Source organism: Flavobacterium selenitireducens, from assembly GCF_014748335.1.
GTDB classification, from domain to species: domain Bacteria; phylum Bacteroidota; class Bacteroidia; order Flavobacteriales; family Flavobacteriaceae; genus Flavobacterium; species Flavobacterium selenitireducens.
Window position 1 is genome coordinate 228510 of sequence record NZ_JAAVIY010000002.1, and the last position, 19315, is coordinate 247824.

Here is a 19315-nt window from a genome sequence, read left to right on the forward strand (position 1 = left end):
TGTTAAGTAAGCGCAAATCAGGACCAAGCGGATTGCTAAATCGAGTCGATAATGACACTTACCGCATTGCCGCCGAATCCAACCGAGTTGACCATAATTTTTTTCAGCATGCGCGGTTGTTGCGGTTCGCCGAAAGGAACGTCTAGGAACCGCTGTTTTTCGAGCATCATCACCGCCATTTCAACGCTTAGAATTCCCGAGGCGCCAAACGTATGCCCGGTTTGCCATTTGTTGGTGGTCAGTAACGGCTTGTGATTGCCAAAGACTTTTTCGATCGCGCGGAATTCGGTCAGGTCGCCCTTGATCGTACCCGGGGCATGCATGACGATGGCGTCGATTTCAGTCGGATTTGCTTCGCCAAGAGCCATTTTCATCGATTTTTGGAAGCAATCCGCCTCGGTAGAGATCGACGTGTTGTGTTCGAGAACTTCCGTAGCGTATCCGATCCCGGAAATAATCGCGATCGCTTTATCTGAAATTCCTTTCTCCAAACAACAAATTGCCGCGCCTTCGCCTAAAATCATGGAGTTTTTCTGTTTGTTGAAATCCATGGCGCGAGACGGGAAATCATCTTTTTCTGCAGAGTAGATTTTGAGCGCCCGCATTTGGGCAACGGTAAATGGCGTAAGTGGTGCTTCGCTTCCGCCGACCAAAAACTTATCGGACATTCCCGAATTAAGCCAGGCGATCCCATTCAAAAGCGCGTGAAGCGACGTCGAGCACGTAATCGAATGCGATATTTCCGGCCCGGCCGACTGTAAATCGTGGGCTACCCAAGAGGAGATGTTGCCCAAAGTCGTCGTCGGTGAAGCCAAAGTCGCCGCTTTTCCGTTTTGAAGAAAACTTTCGAAATGTTTCTCAAACAGGTTCGTCGCTCCCCGCGAAGACCCGATGTTGATCCCGAACACGTCATTTCGAGCCCATCCGGCTTTCGCAACCGCTTTCCTCGACGCCGCGATCGCAAACAAAACCGAGTCGTCCAACGAACGGTATTTGTTGTCGGCGTTCCGTAACAGTTCGATTTCCGACTTTATATTGTCGGACTGGAAAGCGCCCCAAGCTTCATTTCCGTTGAAATCGGATTTGGTGAAAAAGTGCTTTTGGGAGTTATAACTTTGCCAAACGGCGGCCTCGGAATCGCCCAAAGGAGAAACCGAAGCAATCGAAACTATGGAGACCGGTGTGAACATCTGCCGCAAAATTACGCCAAAATCACCGATTTTTCCCAGGATCGAAATAACAGGTCAAAATCGATTTCAGTTCTGCCTTTGCGTCAAGTACTTGCGAAAATTCAGACCAAGTGGCTTCGTCTATATAAGACTGGAGCGGTTGCGCGACTTTCTTGATTTCAGGTAGATTTTGTGCAATCATGCCGTCCCAGTCCCTATGGAACCGCAGCAGATCGTCGGGATATACAATTTTGCGGTCGGTGCCTTCGTCTTCCGCTTCGAACGGTTCTTCGACATTGAGATAGCCGTAATCGTCGGTTAATTGTTCGCCGGGTTGGATATCGCGAATGGCAATCTCGAAATCGTAAGCCGTGCTCATGCAACTCGGCCGAAAACTGTGGTTGACATATTTTGCATTGTCCCAACACAAGACCTTTTCGCCTTTGGAATTGGTAAACGAATATTTGGTGAGCTGGGCGCGCATCTCCGGAGAGAGAAGGCGTTCATTTTCGGGCGTGAAAGACTGGTCGAAATCATCCTGAACCCAGGTAATCGTACCTTTCGGGATAAACTTCGTGGCCACGACGCCGTACCCGATAGTGTCACTGATAAAACGAAGTTCGGTGTCCGGATGAATCATAATCATAAAATTTGCGTATTAAAGTTAACGCATTCCGAACCGTCAATTCTTAAAGTCAGCACAATGTTTTGAGGTTTTACGCAACTTCCTCGAGAGCGCGATAAATCACGTCATAAACTTGATCCAACAGTTCGTCCGGCATGATGTATGGCGGCAGGACATATACGATATTCCCCACGGGACGTAGGATTACGCCGTTTTGAATAAAAAAATCGTACAACTTGTTGCGCAATTCCCCATAATAGGCCGATTCTCCTTCCGTCTTGATTTCAAGGGCCATGATCGTACCGAGAATCCGCAGCGTCTTTACTTTCGGATGGTTGCCTAGCCGACCTGAATTGCGTCGGTGGTATTCGGTTATGCGCCATAAATTGTGCTGGGTTTCCTTCGATCTCAGTAGCTCAAACGCCGCCAAAGCCGCAGCGCAGCCCGTAGGATTCGCCGTAAACGTATGGCCGTGGAACAGCGCTTTGTTGATGTCGTCCGAATAAAAAGCATCAAAAATTTGTTGGGTAAACGTTGTGATTGCCATCGGGATCGTGCCTCCGGTCAATGCTTTCGACAGGCAAATGGCATCAGGCTGCTCCTTGAGGTAGTCACAGGCGAAATTTTTTCCGGTTTTACCGAAGCCTGTCATGACTTCGTCTGCAATTGTAAGCACATCGTTCGCTTTGCAAATCGAGATCAACTCATCCAGATATTGTGCTTCGTACATGACCATTCCCGCCGCTCCCAATACCAACGGCTCGAAAATGAAGGCCGCGCATTGATTTTCCGCGATCGCATTTTTCAACGCCGCGAACGACGCTTGCTGTTTTCCCTGAACCGGAACGGGAATCCTGACGACGTCTATGAACATGCCCTTGAAAGCTTGGGTGTACAACGAAATCCCGCTCGCTGCCATTGCCGCAAAAGTGTCGCCGTGAAACGCATCTTCAAATGCTATGATCGTCTTGCGAAACCCGCCTTTGTTGTAAAAATATTGCAATGATGCTTTGATCGCAACTTCCACGGCGGTCGATCCATTATCTGAAAAGAACACTTTTTTTTGGTTCCCAGGCAACATTTCGAGCAGCTGTTCGGCCACTTGTATCGCCGGTTCGTGGGTAAATCCGCCAAAAAGTACGTGCTCGAGCGTCGTGAGTTGTTTGTAGATCGCGTCGGCAATAAATGTATTCGAATGTCCAAACGGATTCACCCACCACGAAGCGATCGCATCTACGTATTGTTTGCCCTCGACGTCCCAAACGAGCGCGCCCTCGGCTTTGGCGATCACAATTGGCGGTTTTGCGGTTTTGTGCTGCGTATACGGATGCCAGAGATACGCTTCGTCTTTTTCTTGTAATGTCATGATTTGAGCAGGTTTTCCCGGAATTTGTCGGCGTATTCGGCAATCACATTTTTATCGAAATAGGGTTCGGTTTCGATGCGTCCAATCATCTTCAACCCGGTTTTTTCCAGTATGATTTTTTCCGTTGACGGATTTTCATCTCCCGAAAATATAATTCCGGCAATACGCGCTTCACGGTTTTGAAGCGCTTCGATTGTCAGTAATGTGTGGCTGATGCTGCCCAGGTAATGACGCGATACCACGATCACCTGGTAATCAGGCCGAATCAAATCTGCAATCGTCTCCGATTCGTTAAGCGGCACGAGCAAACCACCGGCGCCTTCGATGACGAGGTGTTCATTCTGGATTTCGGGCTCAGCAATTTTGGAAACGTCAATTCGGACGCCGTCGATTTCTGCGGACCAATGCGGGCTTGCCGGCGTATTCAGCGCGTAAGAATTCGGATGGATCTTGGTCTTGGCGTTTGAGACGTAAGCGGCCACTTTGTGACTGTCGGAATTGGTAAGGTCGCCGGCCTGGACGGGCTTCCAGTAATCGGCTTCCAGTGCCTGTGTGACGATAGCCGAAGCGACGGTTTTTCCCACGTCGGTCGAGCTTCCGGTGATAAAAAACTTCATGCGGCAAAGATACGTTTGTTGTCGTTTGCAAACGTTTGTTGTCGGGTTTTTAACGCTACCGACAATTGGGTCGTCATTTAACTTTTCCGACGTGTTATTAATCCAATGCGACGGCCGAAATTGTCAGCTCAAAGAAAATCGCGTACATTTAATTGCAAACCACGACACAAATGAACCGAGCTTTTGTCCCGCCTTATATAAAATTCGTCTTTCTTTCGCTGCTGATCATCATCATTGTCTTTTTTATGGTCATGGCTAAAAAAATCCTGATTCCCCTAATGATATCGGGTTATGTCGCGATGTTGTTGACGTCGTTCTGCAACCGCCTCGAAAAACGAAAAATACCGCGATCGCTGGCCGCCTTCATCGCCTTGCTGATCGCCTCTATATTCCTCATCGGATTCCTGTACTTCGTGGTCACGCAAGTAGGGAATTTCGCAGATGACGTCGAGGCCAATATGGAAGCCAACCTCAATTCGTTGGTTTCCGGAGCCGATAGCTGGATTCAGAAAAATACCGGATTCGACATCCAGATGGAGCGCGGGTTCGAGCTCAAAAAGATGTTCAGCCTCGTACAATCGGAAGACAAGGCGCTTACCGATTTCCTGTTCAAAGCGCTCGGTACCCTTTCTGACATTATTTTATTGCCGGTTTTTATTTTCTTCCTGCTGATTTACCGCGATCATTTTGCGGTTTTTGTAAGCAAGGTTTTTCGCAGCCAAAAAGATTCGGATTTGCTCCAACAGATCGCTGAATTGCGAAAAGTGGTGCACAACTATCTTATCGGGGCGGGTAAAGTGATGCTGATACTTGGCATTGTCAACACTGGCGTTTTGTTTGCGCTTGGAATCAAACACGCGATTTTCTTCGGGATGCTCGCCGGCGCACTCAACATCATTCCGTATCTCGGCCCGGCCCTTGGCGCCATCCTTCCGTTTCTGTTCGCATTGCTGACCAAGGACAACCTGTTTTATCCTGCGGCGGTCGTGGTATCGTTTACCTTGATCCAGTTTTTGGAGAGTGCCTATCTGACGCCGCGTATCACAGGCGCTAACGTCAGCCTGAACGCTTTCGTTACCTTTCTCGGACTGCTTATTGGCGGCATGATTTGGGGAATTCCGGGAATGATCTTGATTATCCCGACGATCGCAATCCTGAAGAAACTGTTTGAATTGAGTCCGGAAACTGAGCCTTACGCTTATTTGTTCGGGGAAGAAGACCATCGCTGGTTTCGCAAGCGCAAGACGTAATTCAAGTTTGGATTTTATGCCGACATCGTACGCTGATTTGAAGATTTCAGGCATCACTGAAAATTGGGTCAGAACAGAAGGTCGCGAAGGTTTTCGAGCAAGTCTGAAATTTCCTGTTCGGAATTGTAACTGTGCAGGCAAATGCGCAGTCTTTCCTGACCTTCGGGAACGGTTGGCGACAAAATGGCCTTCACGCCGAACCCTTTTTCCTGTAACTTTTCGGCTACCGATTTCACGCGCTCATTTCCGGGAATTACCGCACATTGAATCGCCGATTTGCTGTAAACAAACATTGGTTTTAGTGACAGCCGGTTTTTTTCGCGATTGAAATGCGAAATTATTTCCGAAAGTTCGCTAACGTTTGTTGTCGTTTGTAAACGTTTGTAAGCGGTAATTACCGTCGCGACCGAATGTGGCGGTAGTGCCGTCGTATAAATGAAACTTCTGGCGAAATTCACGAGATATTCCTTTAATCGAACCGATCCCAAAATCGCGGCTCCGTGGCAACCCAAACCTTTGCCAAACGTGATGATCCGGGCGAAAAAGGCGTTTTCCAAACCGAGCTGTTGTACCAAGCCAGAACCGTGAGCACCAAAAACGCCAATCGCGTGCGCTTCATCGATGACGCACAAACAGTCGTGACGGGCGCAAATTCGCGTCAGTTCCTCGAGGTTGGGCGAGTCGCCGTCCATCGAAAAAACAGATTCGGTGACTACGTAGATAGTTGTGTTTCCGGATTTGAATTTCGTGGCAAGCGCTTCGAGTTCTTCGAGATCGTTATGCGCGAACTTGAACGCTTTGGCTCGCGAAAGACCGATTCCGTCGCGAATGGAAGCGTGGCACAATTCGTCGTACAAAATAACGTCAGAGCGTTGGGGAACACTGCTGAAAAAACCGATGTTGGCATCGTAACCGGAGTTGAACATCAAAGCCGACTCGCTTAGGTGGAATTGCGAAATAAAAGTTTCGGCCTGGTCGTAAAGATGATGGTTTCCCGAAATGAGGCGGGAACCCGTCGAGCCGTTTGTAAGCGTTTGTTGTCGGATAAGGAACTCGTGTGTTTCGTCGAAAATCTCGCGGGAATGCGCAAAGCCAAGGTAGTCGTTCGAGCAGAAGTCAAACTGGAAATCGGCGGACGACAGCGTTCGTATTGCGTTTTCCTGTGCGCGTTTTTCGAGTTTGTCCAGTAGTTTTTTCGGGAAATCCATGCGTAAAATTAGGCAAATTGGCGTTAGCGTGAAAATGGGTTCATTAGCCCCGAAGCGCGAATTAGCCTTTTGCAGACAACCGCTATTTTTTGTCGTGGATGCGGGCGACCAAAGGAAGCCACGCAAGCCGCGCAACAAAAAGGCGGGTGGTAAAAAAGCTAAGAGCAAGCGAAGGAAAGGCTACCAAAGAAATAATTTTTAAAAGTTTTTTGATAATTAATTATTGTTATTCGATAATATTTATACATTTGCTGAAACCAATAATCGACAATATGAAAAAACTCAACATTCTAAAAACACTGCTCGATCTCTTTTTCTTTTTCGGAATTCTGTCATTTGGCGCCGTTTGCATTTTTGTGATGATCGCGCTTTTCGGCGAAGAACCAATGAACCTCAAAGTCAATGGCAAAGATCTCATGGTGGACAATTGGGGCGCTCGTTCGCTGCTCGTTTTTTGGTTGATTGCGGCAGCACTTTTCGTAAAAGCGATCCAGTTGCTGAGGCGTAACGTGAAATCGTTCGTGAAACGGGAGATTTTTACCGATGAGGTCGTCCGGAATTTCAGTTACATCGGATGGTGTTTGTTGATCTCAACGTTCGTTTACGGCGTGCCTTCGTTCATTTATCGCGCAATCGTACATGAAAAAGTGGGGCTTGATCTCGAGATCGGAAGTTTTGACTCCGGGATTTTGTCCGTAGCTTTGGCGTTGTTCTTTATGGTCTTGAGCGAGGTTTTCAAGATTGCCAAAAATTTGAAGGAAGAAAACGATTTGACACTTTAATGCCGATAATAATCAATGTAGACGTCATGTTGGCCAAGCGCAAGATGCGGTCCAACGAATTAGCCGACCGCATCGGGATGACGACGGCCAATCTCTCCATTCTCAAAACGGGGAAAGCAAAGGCGATCCGTTTTTCGACGCTCGAGGCGATTTGCGAAGTGCTCGACTGCCAACCTTCCGATATTATCGAATATGTCCCATCCAAACCTGATTCAGATGAAAGCTAAACATGTCTTTATTTTACTCGCATTATCTTGCGCGTTTACCGTTGGCGCGACCCTTATGAAAGTCCAACGCGTCGAACATGCGAGCCTGATGCTGGCGTTTGCCATGTTTTTCCAGATTGGTGTTTTCGGATTCATCGCATATAAAGTTCTCTCCAAGAAAAACGACAGTTTGTAAGCGAAAGCCGCATTTTCGTATATTTCGGGGAAACAGTCACTTATGGCTTCCGTATGTAGGAATTGCGATCGCGAATTGGCGGCCGATTTCGGTTTTTGTCCGGGTTGTGGGCAAAAGTCCGATCTGCACCGCTTGAGCTGGCACGAAATCGCCCATGATTCCATTCATTACTTTACGCACGCGGACAAGGGAATTTTCTCCTTGATCGCCGATTTGGGCTCCAAGCCGGGAAGTGTCGCGCGCCAGTATGTCGAAGGTCGGAGGCGCAAGTATTTTCCTCCGTTGAACTTCTTTCTTATCATCGCCGCGATCCTGGTGATATCATCTACATGGAATCCGCTCCAACGCACGGACATTTCCCGGGAAAACATAACGGTGTTGTCCAAAATCAAGGATACTCAGGAACGTGCCCATCAATTGAGCGTTTACGAACGAAAAGCAAAGGTGACACCGTTCATAAGCAGCTATTCGAATGTTGTCGCGCTGGCTTCGCTGCCGTTGAGCGCCTTCGTTTTCTTTTGTTTTACACCAGGTCGCGATACAATTATGTCGAACATCTTGTCGCGGGAATGTACATGATCGGGTTTTGCCTGATGATTTATGCGTTGTTGGTGGCAATTGCAAGCCTGATCGGGATAAAGCGGGATTACGTTTCGGGAGTCCTGTTGCTTTTCCAGATCGGATACGGGGCGTTTTTTTACTTCGGATTCATGGAAAAAGGTCGCAAGAGGCGGATCGTGTTGCCATTGTTGGCGAGTTTCGCGTCCGTTTTCCTGTGGATCGTATTGACCACGACGCTTATCGGAATTTACATCCGCACCGGATTTTGGGGACTTATCGCTTAATAACAATCCATTTTGACCTGTCCGGACGACTGAAAGTGGCTCAACGGTTTCTTGAGCTCGTTTTCGCAAATTCCGGTCAATAGTTCGAGTACGTTGTTTTGCATCGGAAGCGATCCGCAAATGAGGATTTGTCCACCGGATTTCAATAATTCGGCAACAAAATCGGCGTCGCGCGCGAGCAAATCCTTCACATACGATTTTTCGCCTTCACGCGAGTACGCCAGGTTGAGCTTCGAGAGTTTCCTCGATCGGATTTTGGTTTCGATGAAGTCGCGATACGGCTCAAACGATCGTGAATTACGGAAGCCGCAGTATAAATGGCATTCAGATTCGAGAAGGTTTTCGTCAATCATGCCCAGGAACGGCGCGATTCCGGTTCCGTTCGACACTAAAATGGTTGATTTTGCCTTCTGGTCAAAGTGGAATTCGGGATTGGGTACGATGCGGCCCGTCACGGTTTGCCCGACATTGAGATCGTAAAAAAACGTCGATCCCAAACCGAATTCGTGTCGCTTGATGCTGAGTTGTATCGATTTCCCGACTTTTCCAATCGAATACTGTCGTTCGCGATGATCGCCCGCGGGATAAATATTGAGCAAGTCGCCCGACCGGAAATGTCGGTTTTTTTTGGGTTCGAGTTGCACGACGAACGCGTTTCCGACGTCGGAATCTGTTTTTTTGACGACGGTAAATTTTTGTAGTTTCCGAGGTTTTTCAGTAACCGAATTAAGGTTCAGGTCAAGTCCGATGTTCGCTTTGTTCGACCATTCGCTGGCCCATTCGGTAAACGTTGCGATAGATTTGTCATTCACGGTTCGGATTTCGAGAAACGGTTTGAGACGTTCCTCCCGCGACATTTCGTTGTAGACGGAGTGCGCGAATTGGCAAAAGTCGGGATAAGCGTGCGAACCAAAACCGACAACCGAGAAATGTACGGTATGATCCTGCCATTTTGAGCGAATGGCCGAGAGCGCTTTTTTGGCATTGGTCGGCGCTTCCCCGTTGCCGTAAGTTGCGGTAATCACCACTATATGTTTTGCGTTCGGGAATGTTGCGTAGTCGTTCAATTCGGCGAAGTGTGATTTCTGTCCGGATTGTATCAGCGAAAGATGGAACGCCTTGGCAAAACCCATCGTGCTCCCGTTCTCCGATCCCGCCAACACTATGATTTCAGCTGTTTCTTTCTTATACTTATTTCGGATTTTACCACGTCGGCGCTTTAGCGTCATCGCAAATCCCGAGTAAATGAAATAGACGATGTTGACGCACGCCACTGCCAAAATCAAAGCCCAGATCACGTTGGCGCGTCCGGTGTGCAAATCGAGGCCGAGCGTGAGGTAATTTTTGATTTCCGGATGTTTGTGTTCGCTTAAAATTTCCCCGGTGAATTGGCTGACGACGATTTCCTTTTGAGCAAGTTTTACGGTAAAGGCGTCTTCGGCATCGTCCGAAAACGGAAATTCAACCGAGACGACATCGGACAACAGAATATCGCGGAAAGCCGGAAAATCCGAGACTTCGCGCTTAGGTTCGGACTTGACTTTTTCGTAATCGATATTGTGCGCAACGTTCGGTGTTTCCAAAAAACCAAATTCGTTGAACGTCAGCAGCACGCCCGTTATCGAGATGATCAGGATCGGAACGAGCCAGATGCGGCCAAAGATGACATGATAGTATTGAAATTGGTTCTCGCGCACGACTTTCGAGAAAAACTTTGTCAGTTGGCGCTGGCGTTTGACCACGAGAATACTTCCGGTCAGTGCGATCAGAAACAGCAGGAACGCCGTCAATCCGACGAAAAAACGGCCGATGCCATGCAGGAAAAGCGAGCGGTGAAGTATGGTGACAAATTGGAAAAATTCACTTTGAGGTTCGATTCTCGCGAGAATTTTTCCCGATTTCGGATCGATGTAGGCTTTGACGGTTTCCATTTCGGAATCCATTGCATCGATTGTTACGAATTTTCCTTTCTCGACCTTAAGCTCGAGGATTTCCTCATAATTTTTTTGACTGAGCGCGACGGTTTCTGCCAACGAAATCTGGTCGAGACCGCTCACGGCGTAGGGTTTTAAGCTGTCCGATACGGGTTCGAACGCCAAAATGAAACCCGTTACCGAAGCAAGCAATATAAAAAGGAAAGAAGATACGGCCAAAGCGAGGTGGCTGTATCTCCAAATCGAAATCGTCATCGTATTTTCTTAATCTTTATTCGGCATCAGGCGCACATAGCGGATGTAGTTGTTGCCTTCGGTTTTTCCCGAAATATTTTCGGACGTAAGCGGCACTTCGATGTCTTTTACGTTGTACTTCTGGTTTTCGACAGCTGTTTCAAACCGGATCGTGTAACCCGCATCGATTTTCTTTTTGTCGATTTCCAGCACATTCACTGACCGATCGCCGCCTGCCATCGAAGCTCCCGTGATTGCCGTGATGTTTTGCTTTTTCGCCTTTTGGAATGTCCACCATTCTTTGAGGTCGGGATACCATTTTTTGTCGCGCCCCATCACATAGAGCGTTTGTTCGTATTCGCCTTTAGCGTTGACGAGCGAAACCGTTATGTAAGCGCCTTCACCGGGATAATTGGACATTTGCACCATGCATTTGTACTTTTCGGATTGGGCGGTTGCCGTTGCGGAAACCAGTATCGCAAACAGGCTAAGGATTTTGACTATACTTTTCATTATTTGAGGAAATCGATGGAGACTTTGTTTTGTTTGAGGACTTCATTTTCTGAAGCCAGATCGTAGGCGGTTTCGTCCATGTCGGTTTTGTCGGATGTTTTCGCACCGGCTGCGACCAGGAATCTGAGCGCTTCGTCGTTTTTGGACATCATTGCCGCTTTGTGCAGAGCAGTCATACCCTCGGCATTTTTCTTATTGACATCAATTCCGAAATCTTTGGCTTTTTTGAGCAGGTTGAGGTCGTTTTTCGCAATTGCTAAATGGTATAAGGTGTTACCGTTTTTTTGAGGACTTTTTATGTCGATGCCTTTTGCTTCCAGCATTTTGAGTTTTGCGTCGAAATCCCCGGCTTTTTTAGGATTGTAAGATTGTATGAGATAATACGAAAGGTTGTTTCCGTCAACATCGCTGACATTAGCGTTTGCGCCTTTTTCGAGCACCAATGCGACAATTTCAGGGGAATTGTTCTGGATGGCCATCGCAAGTGCCGTTTGGCCTTTGGTATTCACGGCGTTGATGTTCTTGGTTTTTTCCGCCAACGTCTTAACCAAACTCACGTCCGGATTTGAAGAAGCCGCGTTCATCAACACCGTATTTCCTTCTTTGGTGGCCTGGTTTACATCGACGCCTTTCGACAGGAAATAAGCGATCACATCGGCTTGATTTTCCTTGCGGACGATATAGTGAAGCGCATTTTCCCCATTGACGCCTTTTGCCGTCGGCTTGACGCCTTTCGATTCGAGGAATTGATAGGTTGCTAGCTTATTCGTATTCGACCGCGAACCTTGCGCTGCCGCAATCATCGCATGATCGGTAAACATTACGCCTTTTTTGAGCAACTGCTCCATGATTTGCCGATTCCCGCTTTTCGCTGCGTAGTCGAGCGCCGTTTTTCCGTTTGCATCTTTGCTTTTCAAATCGACACCTTTAGAGGCAAAATAGTCGATGAGCGTCATGTCTTTCGCACTTCCGGAAGCCAGCAGCAAAGCGTTCGCACCATCGTGATCGAGGTCTTTCTTGAGGTTTGCGCCATAGCCGATGCACAGGTCGTACACTTTGGTGTCAAGTTGGCCGTTTGCGGCGGCAAAGTTCAGGACGGTGTAGCCGTGATCGTCCTGTAGATTTGTCTTGGCCCCTTTTTTCTTTAGGGATTGCATCAGATCCGTATTTCCGGCATAGGCTGCCCAAAACAGATAAGTTCGTCCGTCGTGAGTGATTTTGTTGACATCGTTCGCGTTTTTTGACAGCAGGTATTCTATGGTTTCCATCGGCGCTTTTTCCAAGATGGCGTAAACCGTGGCGTCGAACGCGTTGGAGTTTAGTTGGGTAGCGTCGTTGCCTTTTTGTTCGTCGGCTATGACCGTCGCGACAGATGGCGCCGCTTTCCAATAGGCGCGGTCAAGGAAAATATTTTGTGCGTCCGCCTGAAAAGCGGTCAGTGCTAGGAAAATTGCAAGGAATAGAGTTGATTTTGAGTACATCGTCGTGATTTTTCGGACGCGACAAAATTAAGAAGAACGATTCTAAATAAAGAGTATAATTGGTTAAAATTTGAAAATTTTGAGTTTAGGTCAGATTCGGGAAAATTGTGTGTTCCGGTCACCTAATTCCATAAAAAAAGCCGGAACAATGCCCGGCTTTGTATTTCAGTGAATCGTTTTCAGTCAACCAAAACGATTACTTTATTGTCATTCATCTCGATAGTCCCGGATGTTACGGCCAACGTATACGTCTTTTCGTCAACTTTGACGAATTTGCCCGCCACTTCTTTAGCGAAATGGAAACTGTTCGCCTGGATTTTCACATCTCCCGCTTTCAAAATCGAAACGATGGGAGCGTGATGGTTCAATATCTGGAAACTTCCGTCAACGCCCGGCAATGTTACGGCTGTAACTTCGCCTGAGAAAAGCGTGGCTTCGGGAGAAATTATGTCTAATGTCATATTTTTAGTTGTTGGTTGTTGGTTGTTGATAGTTATTAGTTGTTAGTTGACGGACATCGAACACCATCACCTATTAACTAACAACTATCAACTATCAACTATTTACGCTTCAGCAAGCATTTTCTGACCAGCTTCAACCACATCTTCGATAGTTCCTTTCAAGTTGAAAGCAGCTTCAGGCAAGTGATCGAGTTCACCGTCAATGATCATGTTGAATCCTTTGATAGTGTCTTTGATGTCTACCAAAACTCCAGGGATACCTGTAAACTGCTCAGCAACGTGGAACGGCTGAGACAAGAAACGCTGGACGCGACGTGCACGCGATACGGACAATTTATCTTCTTCAGACAATTCTTCCATACCAAGAATCGCGATGATATCTTGCAATTGCTTGTATTTCTGTAGAATTTCTTTTACGCGTTGCGCACATGCATAATGCTCGTCACCCAAAATTTGCGGAGTCAAGATACGCGAAGTCGAATCGAGTGGATCAACCGCCGGGTAAATACCAAGCTCGGCGATCTTACGAGACAATACCGTTGTAGCATCAAGGTGGGCAAATGTCGTAGCAGGAGCCGGATCCGTCAAGTCATCCGCAGGAACGTAAACCGCCTGTACAGATGTGATCGACCCTTTGTTTGTAGAGGTGATACGCTCTTGCATCGCACCCATTTCAGTAGCCAACGTCGGTTGGTAACCAACGGCAGACGGCATACGACCCAAAAGTGCCGAAACCTCAGAACCTGCCTGCGTAAAGCGGAAGATGTTGTCAACGAAGAAAAGAACGTCCTTTCCTTGGTCTGAACCAGCACCGTCACGGAAATACTCCGCGATGGAAAGTCCTGAAAGCGCAACACGTGCACGTGCTCCAGGTGGCTCGTTCATCTGTCCGAATACGAAAGTCGCCTTCGACTCACGCATAAGGGTTTTGTCAACTTTGGCCAAATCCCAACCTCCATTTTCCATAGAGTGCATGAACTCGTCGCCATATTTGATAATGCCTGACTCAAGCATCTCGCGAAGCAAATCGTTTCCTTCACGCGTTCTTTCACCTACTCCTGCGAATACCGAAAGACCACCGTGACCTTTTGCAATGTTGTTGATCAATTCCTGGATCAAAACCGTCTTACCTACACCGGCACCTCCAAAGAGACCGATTTTTCCACCTTTTGCATAAGGCTCGATAAGGTCGATAACTTTGATTCCGGTAAAGAGTACTTCAGAAGACGTCGACAAATCCTCGAAACGAGGCGCCTGGCGGTGAATCGACATTCCGTTTTCTCCATCGCGCGGCAAGTCGCCAAGACCGTCGATAGCATCTCCGATAACGTTGAAAAGACGTCCGTAAACATCCGGTCCGATTGGCATCTTGATCGGGTTTCCTGTCCCGACAACTTCGAAGCCACGGCTCAAACCGTCAGTCGAGTCCATCGAAATGGTACGCACCGTATTTTCACCGATGTGTGACTGAACCTCAAGTACTAACAACGTACCGTCTGCTTTTTTGATTTCGAGTGAATCGTAAATTTTTGGGAGTTCTACATCGCCGCTGAACACTACGTCAACTACCGGTCCGATGATCTGAGCAACTTTTCCTGTTATTTTCGACATTGCTTATGTATTTATTAAATAGCCGTTTAGGTTTTCTAAATGACCTTCTTTTTTTCGAGTGCAAAGATAGTTTTTTGAAATAGCAAGTCAATAGGTTTTACTGAAAAAAATCGGTTAAAATTGACGATTGTACGCAACTTCATAAAACGCACTGACATTTCCATAAAACAAAAGAGCCGTTTCTACAGAAACGACCCTTTGATATACACGAATAGGTTGTTATTATGGAAGGTTCATCGGATACTGGATCGGATACGTTCCCAAGTCGACACCTTTAAAATTCGATCCGTACGTCGTATTGATGGCTTCGAGAAATTTGTTGGCTATCAAGCCATAACCGCGTGCGCTTGGGTGAATGCCATCGAGTGAAAACGCCCCGCCGGTCGCAAAGGTGGCGGTGAGATGGTAGTTCCCGAACCGGATGCCGCCGTTCAGCAATTGGTTCATTATGGCAAAAGTATCTACGAACGCAAGGCCGTGTGTTTCCGCAGCATTGGCGATAGTTACATTGTATGCATCGGTGGCCGCCGCGATTTCAGTCACTTCGGACGGGACCAAAACATGCTTGTCCTGCAACGGGTAGGTGATCCCGAACTTGTTCAAAGGTGCCGGAATTCCGGCTGGAGCCGAACCAATTACCGCGCGTGTCGTCAACAAAACGAAGTCGCGTGCCGTTCCTGCTTTTGCATGACGTGCCTGGCCAAAAACCTGGCCGTAGAATGTTGCCGTCGCGATGCCAAGGCTCGGAGTGAACGCTGCCGTTAGCTGAGCCGATAAATCAGGAAGCGATTCGTCTTTTATCAAAAGTGGATTTCCCTGCGTTTTGCTCAGCAGATTGATGCGGTCGCCCGCTCCGAAAGCCGTCAGTGCTTGTTTAAGCGGTCCGTACAGTTGGGCGTTCAGTGCGTCTACCGTTGCTTCGCCGACGGCTACGTTTCCGGCGCCCAGGACAGATGTCGTCAAAGGGTTGTAAGGCACTGTCGTGAAAAATGGCAGCGTGTTGATGTAAGGCAAGTTAGCGATTACACCCTTTCTTCCGCCTTCCGCGAGTTGAGCGACCATTCCGGAATATACGGCTTCGAAAGTTGCCGGTGGCGTGATGTCGTTTCCGTTTACCGGGTCCTGCGATGTTGGAACTCCTCCATTGGTGGCATATCCCAAAACATCGTTACCACCTATCCACAGTGAGAAAAACGTAGGGTTTTGTGACAACGCATCGCCCAAAACCGAAGCCGTCGGAGACGAAGCAAACCGGCCGAAATAAGGATTCAGTTGTCCGTAGCCCGGAACTGTCAAATGAAAACTTTTCGCGCCTGGAATACCAAGGTTACTGACAGGTCCGTTTACCGTCGTGCCGAAAACCGTTCCCGAAACGCCGGGCACGTTCATGGGTGATGGAGACGGGACATTGGGATTGGGCAAACCCAGGTAAAGACGTGTAGGAAATTGAGGGATTTGCACGCCTCCCATCGAAAACCCTCCGATGTTGTCCACCATCAACGGTTGTGTGAACGCACCGCCTCCGGCAAGGGCGAACTGGGAAGCGATAATGTTCGGATAGGAATTTTCCTGGCCTTTGCGGAACAAAGCGTTGTCGCTGTAACCGGCGGCGAACGAATCGCCCAGGGCCACATATTTTGAAAGGTCGGCGGAACCGGCGGTAATCGGCTCGTCTGCCGCGGACGATCCGTTGTCGTCGTCGCTACAAGCCGCGAAGGTGAGCGAAGCCAGTAGCACATATTTGAAATTTCGTATCATCAGCAAATTATTTTAGCAATTTATATTAAGGATTGATTGTGATCTGGGCATACCATTGTTGTCCGATGCGGCCCGCGCCGATAACCTGAAGGTAGTCTTTTCCGCCAAGGTTGGCAGCGCCCACTTTAAACATGGTTTTCCATTTGGGAATCGTATAACTTACCTGGGCGTCGAAAACGCTTACTTCTGGAACTATTCCGTCTGCAAAAGATCCCTGGTACAAATATTCATCAGACCAACGGTAGTTCAAGGCAAAGCCAAGCCCGTTGTAAATGTTGTTGCTGGAAACGGAAGCCTTCACGCGGTGTTTCGGCGTATTGAAACCCGGAATGAAGCTCGGGTCTTCTTTTTCGTCGTACTCGAAATCCGCATAGTTGTAATTCGCGCCGATCTCAAGCGTTTTGAAGAATCGTTTGGACAATCCTATACCAAAGCCAAGAGAGGTGACCTCCGTTTTTGAGTTCGTGTAGACCTGGTAGACGCGACGGTCGCCGAAGCCGATGGCCTGAAGCCCGAGTGCGACGTCCGGGTTTGTAGGGTCGGTTCCCACGACACCGTAATAAGGCGTAATCACGCGCGACTGGTTCAAAAAGTCGTTGTAGATGTTGTAATAGACGTTGGCATCAACTGAAATTCCGTCACCGAAAACAGAGCGGTAACCCAATTCGAAAGCTTGAACGCGCTCTGGTTTTACCAGTCCGATATTGGCCACTCTAAGATCAGCTGTATTTCCCGACGCTCCAAACGCGCTAACCGAAGCTGCCGTGTAAGAATTCGTATAAGCGTCGTTTCCTGTCAACGTAACCGACGTACCTTGACCCAAGGCTTGTCCGGCCAAACTGACCGGCATGGTCTCTACGTAGCGCGTAAGGTTGTCCGGAGCCGATCCGATGAGCGCAAACGGCCCAAGGTCAAGCCCGATGTACTGGTCTTGCGTCGTAGGATTGCGGAAACCTGTTTGGTACGAAACACGGAAGTTGTGCTCTTTTTTCGCTCCCGCGGAATAAACCGCTGCGATTCTAGGCGAAACGAATCCGTCGAAATTCTGGCTTTTGTCGTAACGCAACGATCCGGTCAGTTTCAATGCGTCGATTGGATTGGCGATGGCCTGGACGTAAGCGCCATATTCGTCATAGCGAAGGACGCCGTCGTAATCGGTAAAAATCGTGCCTTGCGAATCTAGCGCATATTGACGGAACGATCCTCCCACCATGACTTCAGCCACTTTGATAAGTTCCTTGAAGTTGTAATTTCCGTCAACGTGATACAATTTCGAGTTGTCGAGGAATTTCGCTCCCTGCGTCAAATCCGGATTGCTGGTAACGGTGTTCAGCGCGTTGCGGAATTCAGGCGTTCCGGCCACGAGTCGCGGATTTCCGTTAGGCGTCAGCGGAAGCAAACCCTGTGTATCGTTGTTGTCCGCGAAACGACGGGCGTAGATGCCGGCCTGTTGAGCGTCGTATCCTAAAACGGCAGACGACAACTGGAAGGCCGTAGCATAATCGGTAAACCAGCCCACGTCCGACTTTGCAGCACGGTTGACGTTCCACGCGGCAAATCGCATGTCGTACGAATCGCCCGCGCTTTCAGATGTCATATAGCCGCGAAGGAAGAAATTGCGGTTGCGGACCTCCACACGAACCTGGTTCATGAGGAAATTTTTGAGCGAGTAGCGGTTCGCACCTTGGTAGATCGTGGTTCCCAATCCCACTTTCTCTTGTAAGATGATCTCGAAATCATTGTCGAAAGGCTTGAAATGTATGGAAACGTCCGCCTTGACGCTCTCGATTTTGTTGTCGTTTATGTCGCGCTCGGCATAACCGGTGCGGCTGACTTGGCCAACGTTCGGGATGAAAGTCGTGACCTCGTCTCCGTAGAAGTTCAATCCGTCGTAATTTTGATTGACATCGTGGCCGATCCCACCGGCAGTCATGCTGCGGTTGTCATCTGCAATCCACTCTGTGGCGCGCAGGTAATTGAAGTTCACTTTCCCGGCGACGTGCTTGGAAAATGCAGTCGCGGCGCGGAATCCGAAGTCGTAGTAATCATTTGTCCCGGCTGCTTTCTGGGATGTTTTTCCGTATTTGAAATAAGTACTGATGCCTTGATGCGTAAACGGACTTTTGCTGTTCATGAACAAGATTCCGTTGAATGCGTTGGCTCCGTAAAGTGCCGATGAAGCGCCAGGAAGTAATTCCACGCTGGCCACGTCGAGTTCGGATAACCCGACAAGGTTGCCCAAAACGAAGTTCAGCGCAGGTGACGAATTGTCCATTCCGTCTACCAATTGCAGGAAGCGCGTGTTGGCGACAGCGGCGAATCCTCTGGTATTGATCGACTTGAATGACAAACTGCTCGTGTTGAAATGCACCTCTTTCATGTTTTCGAGCCCGTCGTAGAACGATGGGGAAGAGGTGCTTTTGACCTGTGCCGCGCTCATGCGTTCGATGGTTACCGGCGATTGCAGCACACGCTCCGGAGTCCGGGAAGCCGAGACGACGATCTCATCGAGCTTGGTTTCCTCCGAAGCCAGTTGCACTTTTACGTTTTGGTTGGCCGAAGTTACGCTGGCGGTTTGGGTCGCGTAACCCACCATCGTGATCTCGACCGTAAATGGTGGTGTTTTGGAAGTTGTCAGGGTAAATTTTCCGTCGGCGTCGGTGGCCGTGGCGGCGTTGTCTCCCGTGACCGTGACGTTCGCGCCCGGAACCGGAAGTCCGGTGCCTGCTTCGCTGACGGTTCCTGAAATTGTCGTTTGCGCTTGGGTAAGTCCGCAAAAGAACAATGACAAAACGAACAGATAGAATTTCATTTGTTTAGATTTTGTTGGATTAGTTGACCTAATGTATTAAATAAATCGGATTCCTAAAAACCGTTGAATTATTTTCTAAAATCCTTAAAAATCTCGTGCTGAATTTACGTTATCTGTAGCTGTAGGATTATTTGTGTTTTTATTAACATTATGAAAAAAAACACGTAAAAACACTATGCATGCATATAAAATTGCTTTTTCCGTAAAAATGACTTGTCAGAAAAAAAATGCAAAAAGCAGGCGTTTG

Annotated in this window: 18 protein-coding genes; 6 read left to right on the forward strand and 12 right to left on the reverse strand. The window is 48.2% G+C overall.

Annotated features, from left to right (window positions below):
- Positions 1-35 precede the first annotated feature (35 nt).
- The 4 genes from HC229_RS04575 to bioD all read right to left on the reverse strand — a co-directional run bounded on the left by HC229_RS04575 (position 36) and on the right by bioD (position 3777).
- Complete coding sequence (locus HC229_RS04575; RefSeq protein ID WP_191019282.1) at positions 36-1190, reverse strand: beta-ketoacyl synthase N-terminal-like domain-containing protein; 1155 nt, start codon at positions 1188-1190, stop codon at positions 36-38.
- A 22-nt stretch (positions 1191-1212) separates the two neighbouring features.
- Entirely contained in the window at positions 1213-1809 is a 597-nt protein-coding gene (locus HC229_RS04580; protein WP_191019283.1) for an SET domain-containing protein, read from the reverse strand.
- A 76-nt stretch (positions 1810-1885) separates the two neighbouring features.
- Positions 1886-3160: an adenosylmethionine--8-amino-7-oxononanoate transaminase gene (gene bioA, locus HC229_RS04585; RefSeq protein ID WP_191019284.1), complete on the reverse strand. Its 1275-nt coding sequence runs from the start codon at positions 3158-3160 to the stop codon at positions 1886-1888.
- Entirely contained in the window at positions 3157-3777 is a 621-nt protein-coding gene (gene bioD / locus HC229_RS04590; protein ID WP_191019285.1) for a dethiobiotin synthase, read from the reverse strand. The genes bioA and bioD overlap by 4 nt, the downstream gene beginning before the upstream one ends.
- A gap of 170 nt (positions 3778-3947) precedes the next feature.
- Here bioD and HC229_RS04595 point away from each other — a divergent pair, with 170 nt between their 5' ends.
- On the forward strand, positions 3948-5027 hold the full coding sequence (locus tag HC229_RS04595) for an AI-2E family transporter (RefSeq protein ID WP_191019286.1): 1080 nt from the start codon (positions 3948-3950) through the stop codon (positions 5025-5027).
- A gap of 68 nt (positions 5028-5095) precedes the next feature.
- Here the strand turns inward: HC229_RS04595 and HC229_RS04600 are convergent, their stop codons facing one another.
- Positions 5096-6235 carry an aminotransferase class I/II-fold pyridoxal phosphate-dependent enzyme gene (locus tag HC229_RS04600; protein ID WP_191019287.1) on the reverse strand — a complete coding sequence of 380 codons (1140 nt, stop codon included), beginning with the start codon at positions 6233-6235 and terminating at the stop codon, positions 5096-5098.
- Positions 6236-6507: 272 nt separating this feature from the next.
- Between HC229_RS04600 and HC229_RS04605 the strand changes: the two genes are divergently transcribed.
- From HC229_RS04605 to HC229_RS04625, 5 genes are read left to right on the forward strand one after another with little or no spacing between them, the layout of a single operon-like run.
- Positions 6508-7017, forward strand: coding sequence for a DUF2975 domain-containing protein (locus tag HC229_RS04605; protein ID WP_191019288.1), 510 nt, complete (start codon positions 6508-6510; stop codon positions 7015-7017).
- Positions 7017-7244, forward strand: a complete 228-nt coding sequence (locus HC229_RS04610; RefSeq protein ID WP_191019289.1) for a helix-turn-helix domain-containing protein — start codon at positions 7017-7019, stop codon at positions 7242-7244. The genes HC229_RS04605 and HC229_RS04610 overlap by 1 nt, the downstream gene beginning before the upstream one ends.
- Positions 7234-7419, forward strand: a complete 186-nt coding sequence (locus HC229_RS04615; protein WP_191019290.1) for a hypothetical protein — start codon at positions 7234-7236, stop codon at positions 7417-7419. The genes HC229_RS04610 and HC229_RS04615 overlap by 11 nt, the downstream gene beginning before the upstream one ends.
- 42 nt (positions 7420-7461) lie before the next feature.
- Positions 7462-7998 (forward strand): DUF3667 domain-containing protein, encoded by a 537-nt coding sequence (locus tag HC229_RS04620; protein ID WP_191019291.1) that lies wholly within the window; start codon positions 7462-7464, stop codon positions 7996-7998.
- Complete coding sequence (locus HC229_RS04625) at positions 7989-8264, forward strand: hypothetical protein (RefSeq protein ID WP_191019292.1); 276 nt, start codon at positions 7989-7991, stop codon at positions 8262-8264. The genes HC229_RS04620 and HC229_RS04625 overlap by 10 nt, the downstream gene beginning before the upstream one ends.
- Here HC229_RS04625 and HC229_RS04630 read toward each other — a convergent pair.
- The 7 genes from HC229_RS04630 to HC229_RS04660 all read right to left on the reverse strand — a co-directional run bounded on the left by HC229_RS04630 (position 8261) and on the right by HC229_RS04660 (position 19068).
- A complete protein-coding gene (locus HC229_RS04630) occupies positions 8261-10453 on the reverse strand; it encodes a PepSY domain-containing protein (protein WP_191019293.1) in 2193 nt (730 codons plus the stop codon). The two genes, HC229_RS04625 and HC229_RS04630, sit on opposite strands and share 4 nt — an antisense overlap.
- Before the next feature lie 9 nt (positions 10454-10462).
- A complete protein-coding gene (locus tag HC229_RS04635; protein ID WP_191019294.1) occupies positions 10463-10945 on the reverse strand; it encodes a DUF2271 domain-containing protein in 483 nt (160 codons plus the stop codon).
- Positions 10945-12426 carry an ankyrin repeat domain-containing protein gene (locus HC229_RS04640; protein ID WP_191019295.1) on the reverse strand — a complete coding sequence of 494 codons (1482 nt, stop codon included), beginning with the start codon at positions 12424-12426 and terminating at the stop codon, positions 10945-10947. Before HC229_RS04640 ends, HC229_RS04635 begins: the two co-directional genes overlap by 1 nt.
- 179 nt (positions 12427-12605) lie before the next feature.
- Positions 12606-12887, reverse strand: coding sequence for a F0F1 ATP synthase subunit epsilon (locus tag HC229_RS04645; RefSeq protein WP_191019296.1), 282 nt, complete (start codon positions 12885-12887; stop codon positions 12606-12608).
- 102 nt (positions 12888-12989) lie between these two features.
- Positions 12990-14498, reverse strand: a complete 1509-nt coding sequence (gene atpD / locus HC229_RS04650; protein WP_191019297.1) for a F0F1 ATP synthase subunit beta — start codon at positions 14496-14498, stop codon at positions 12990-12992.
- 222 nt (positions 14499-14720) lie between these two features.
- Positions 14721-16256, reverse strand: coding sequence for a G-D-S-L family lipolytic protein (locus tag HC229_RS04655; protein WP_191019298.1), 1536 nt, complete (start codon positions 16254-16256; stop codon positions 14721-14723).
- A gap of 25 nt (positions 16257-16281) precedes the next feature.
- On the reverse strand, positions 16282-19068 hold the full coding sequence (locus HC229_RS04660; RefSeq protein WP_191019299.1) for a TonB-dependent receptor: 2787 nt from the start codon (positions 19066-19068) through the stop codon (positions 16282-16284).
- Between the last annotated feature and the right edge of the window lie 247 nt (positions 19069-19315).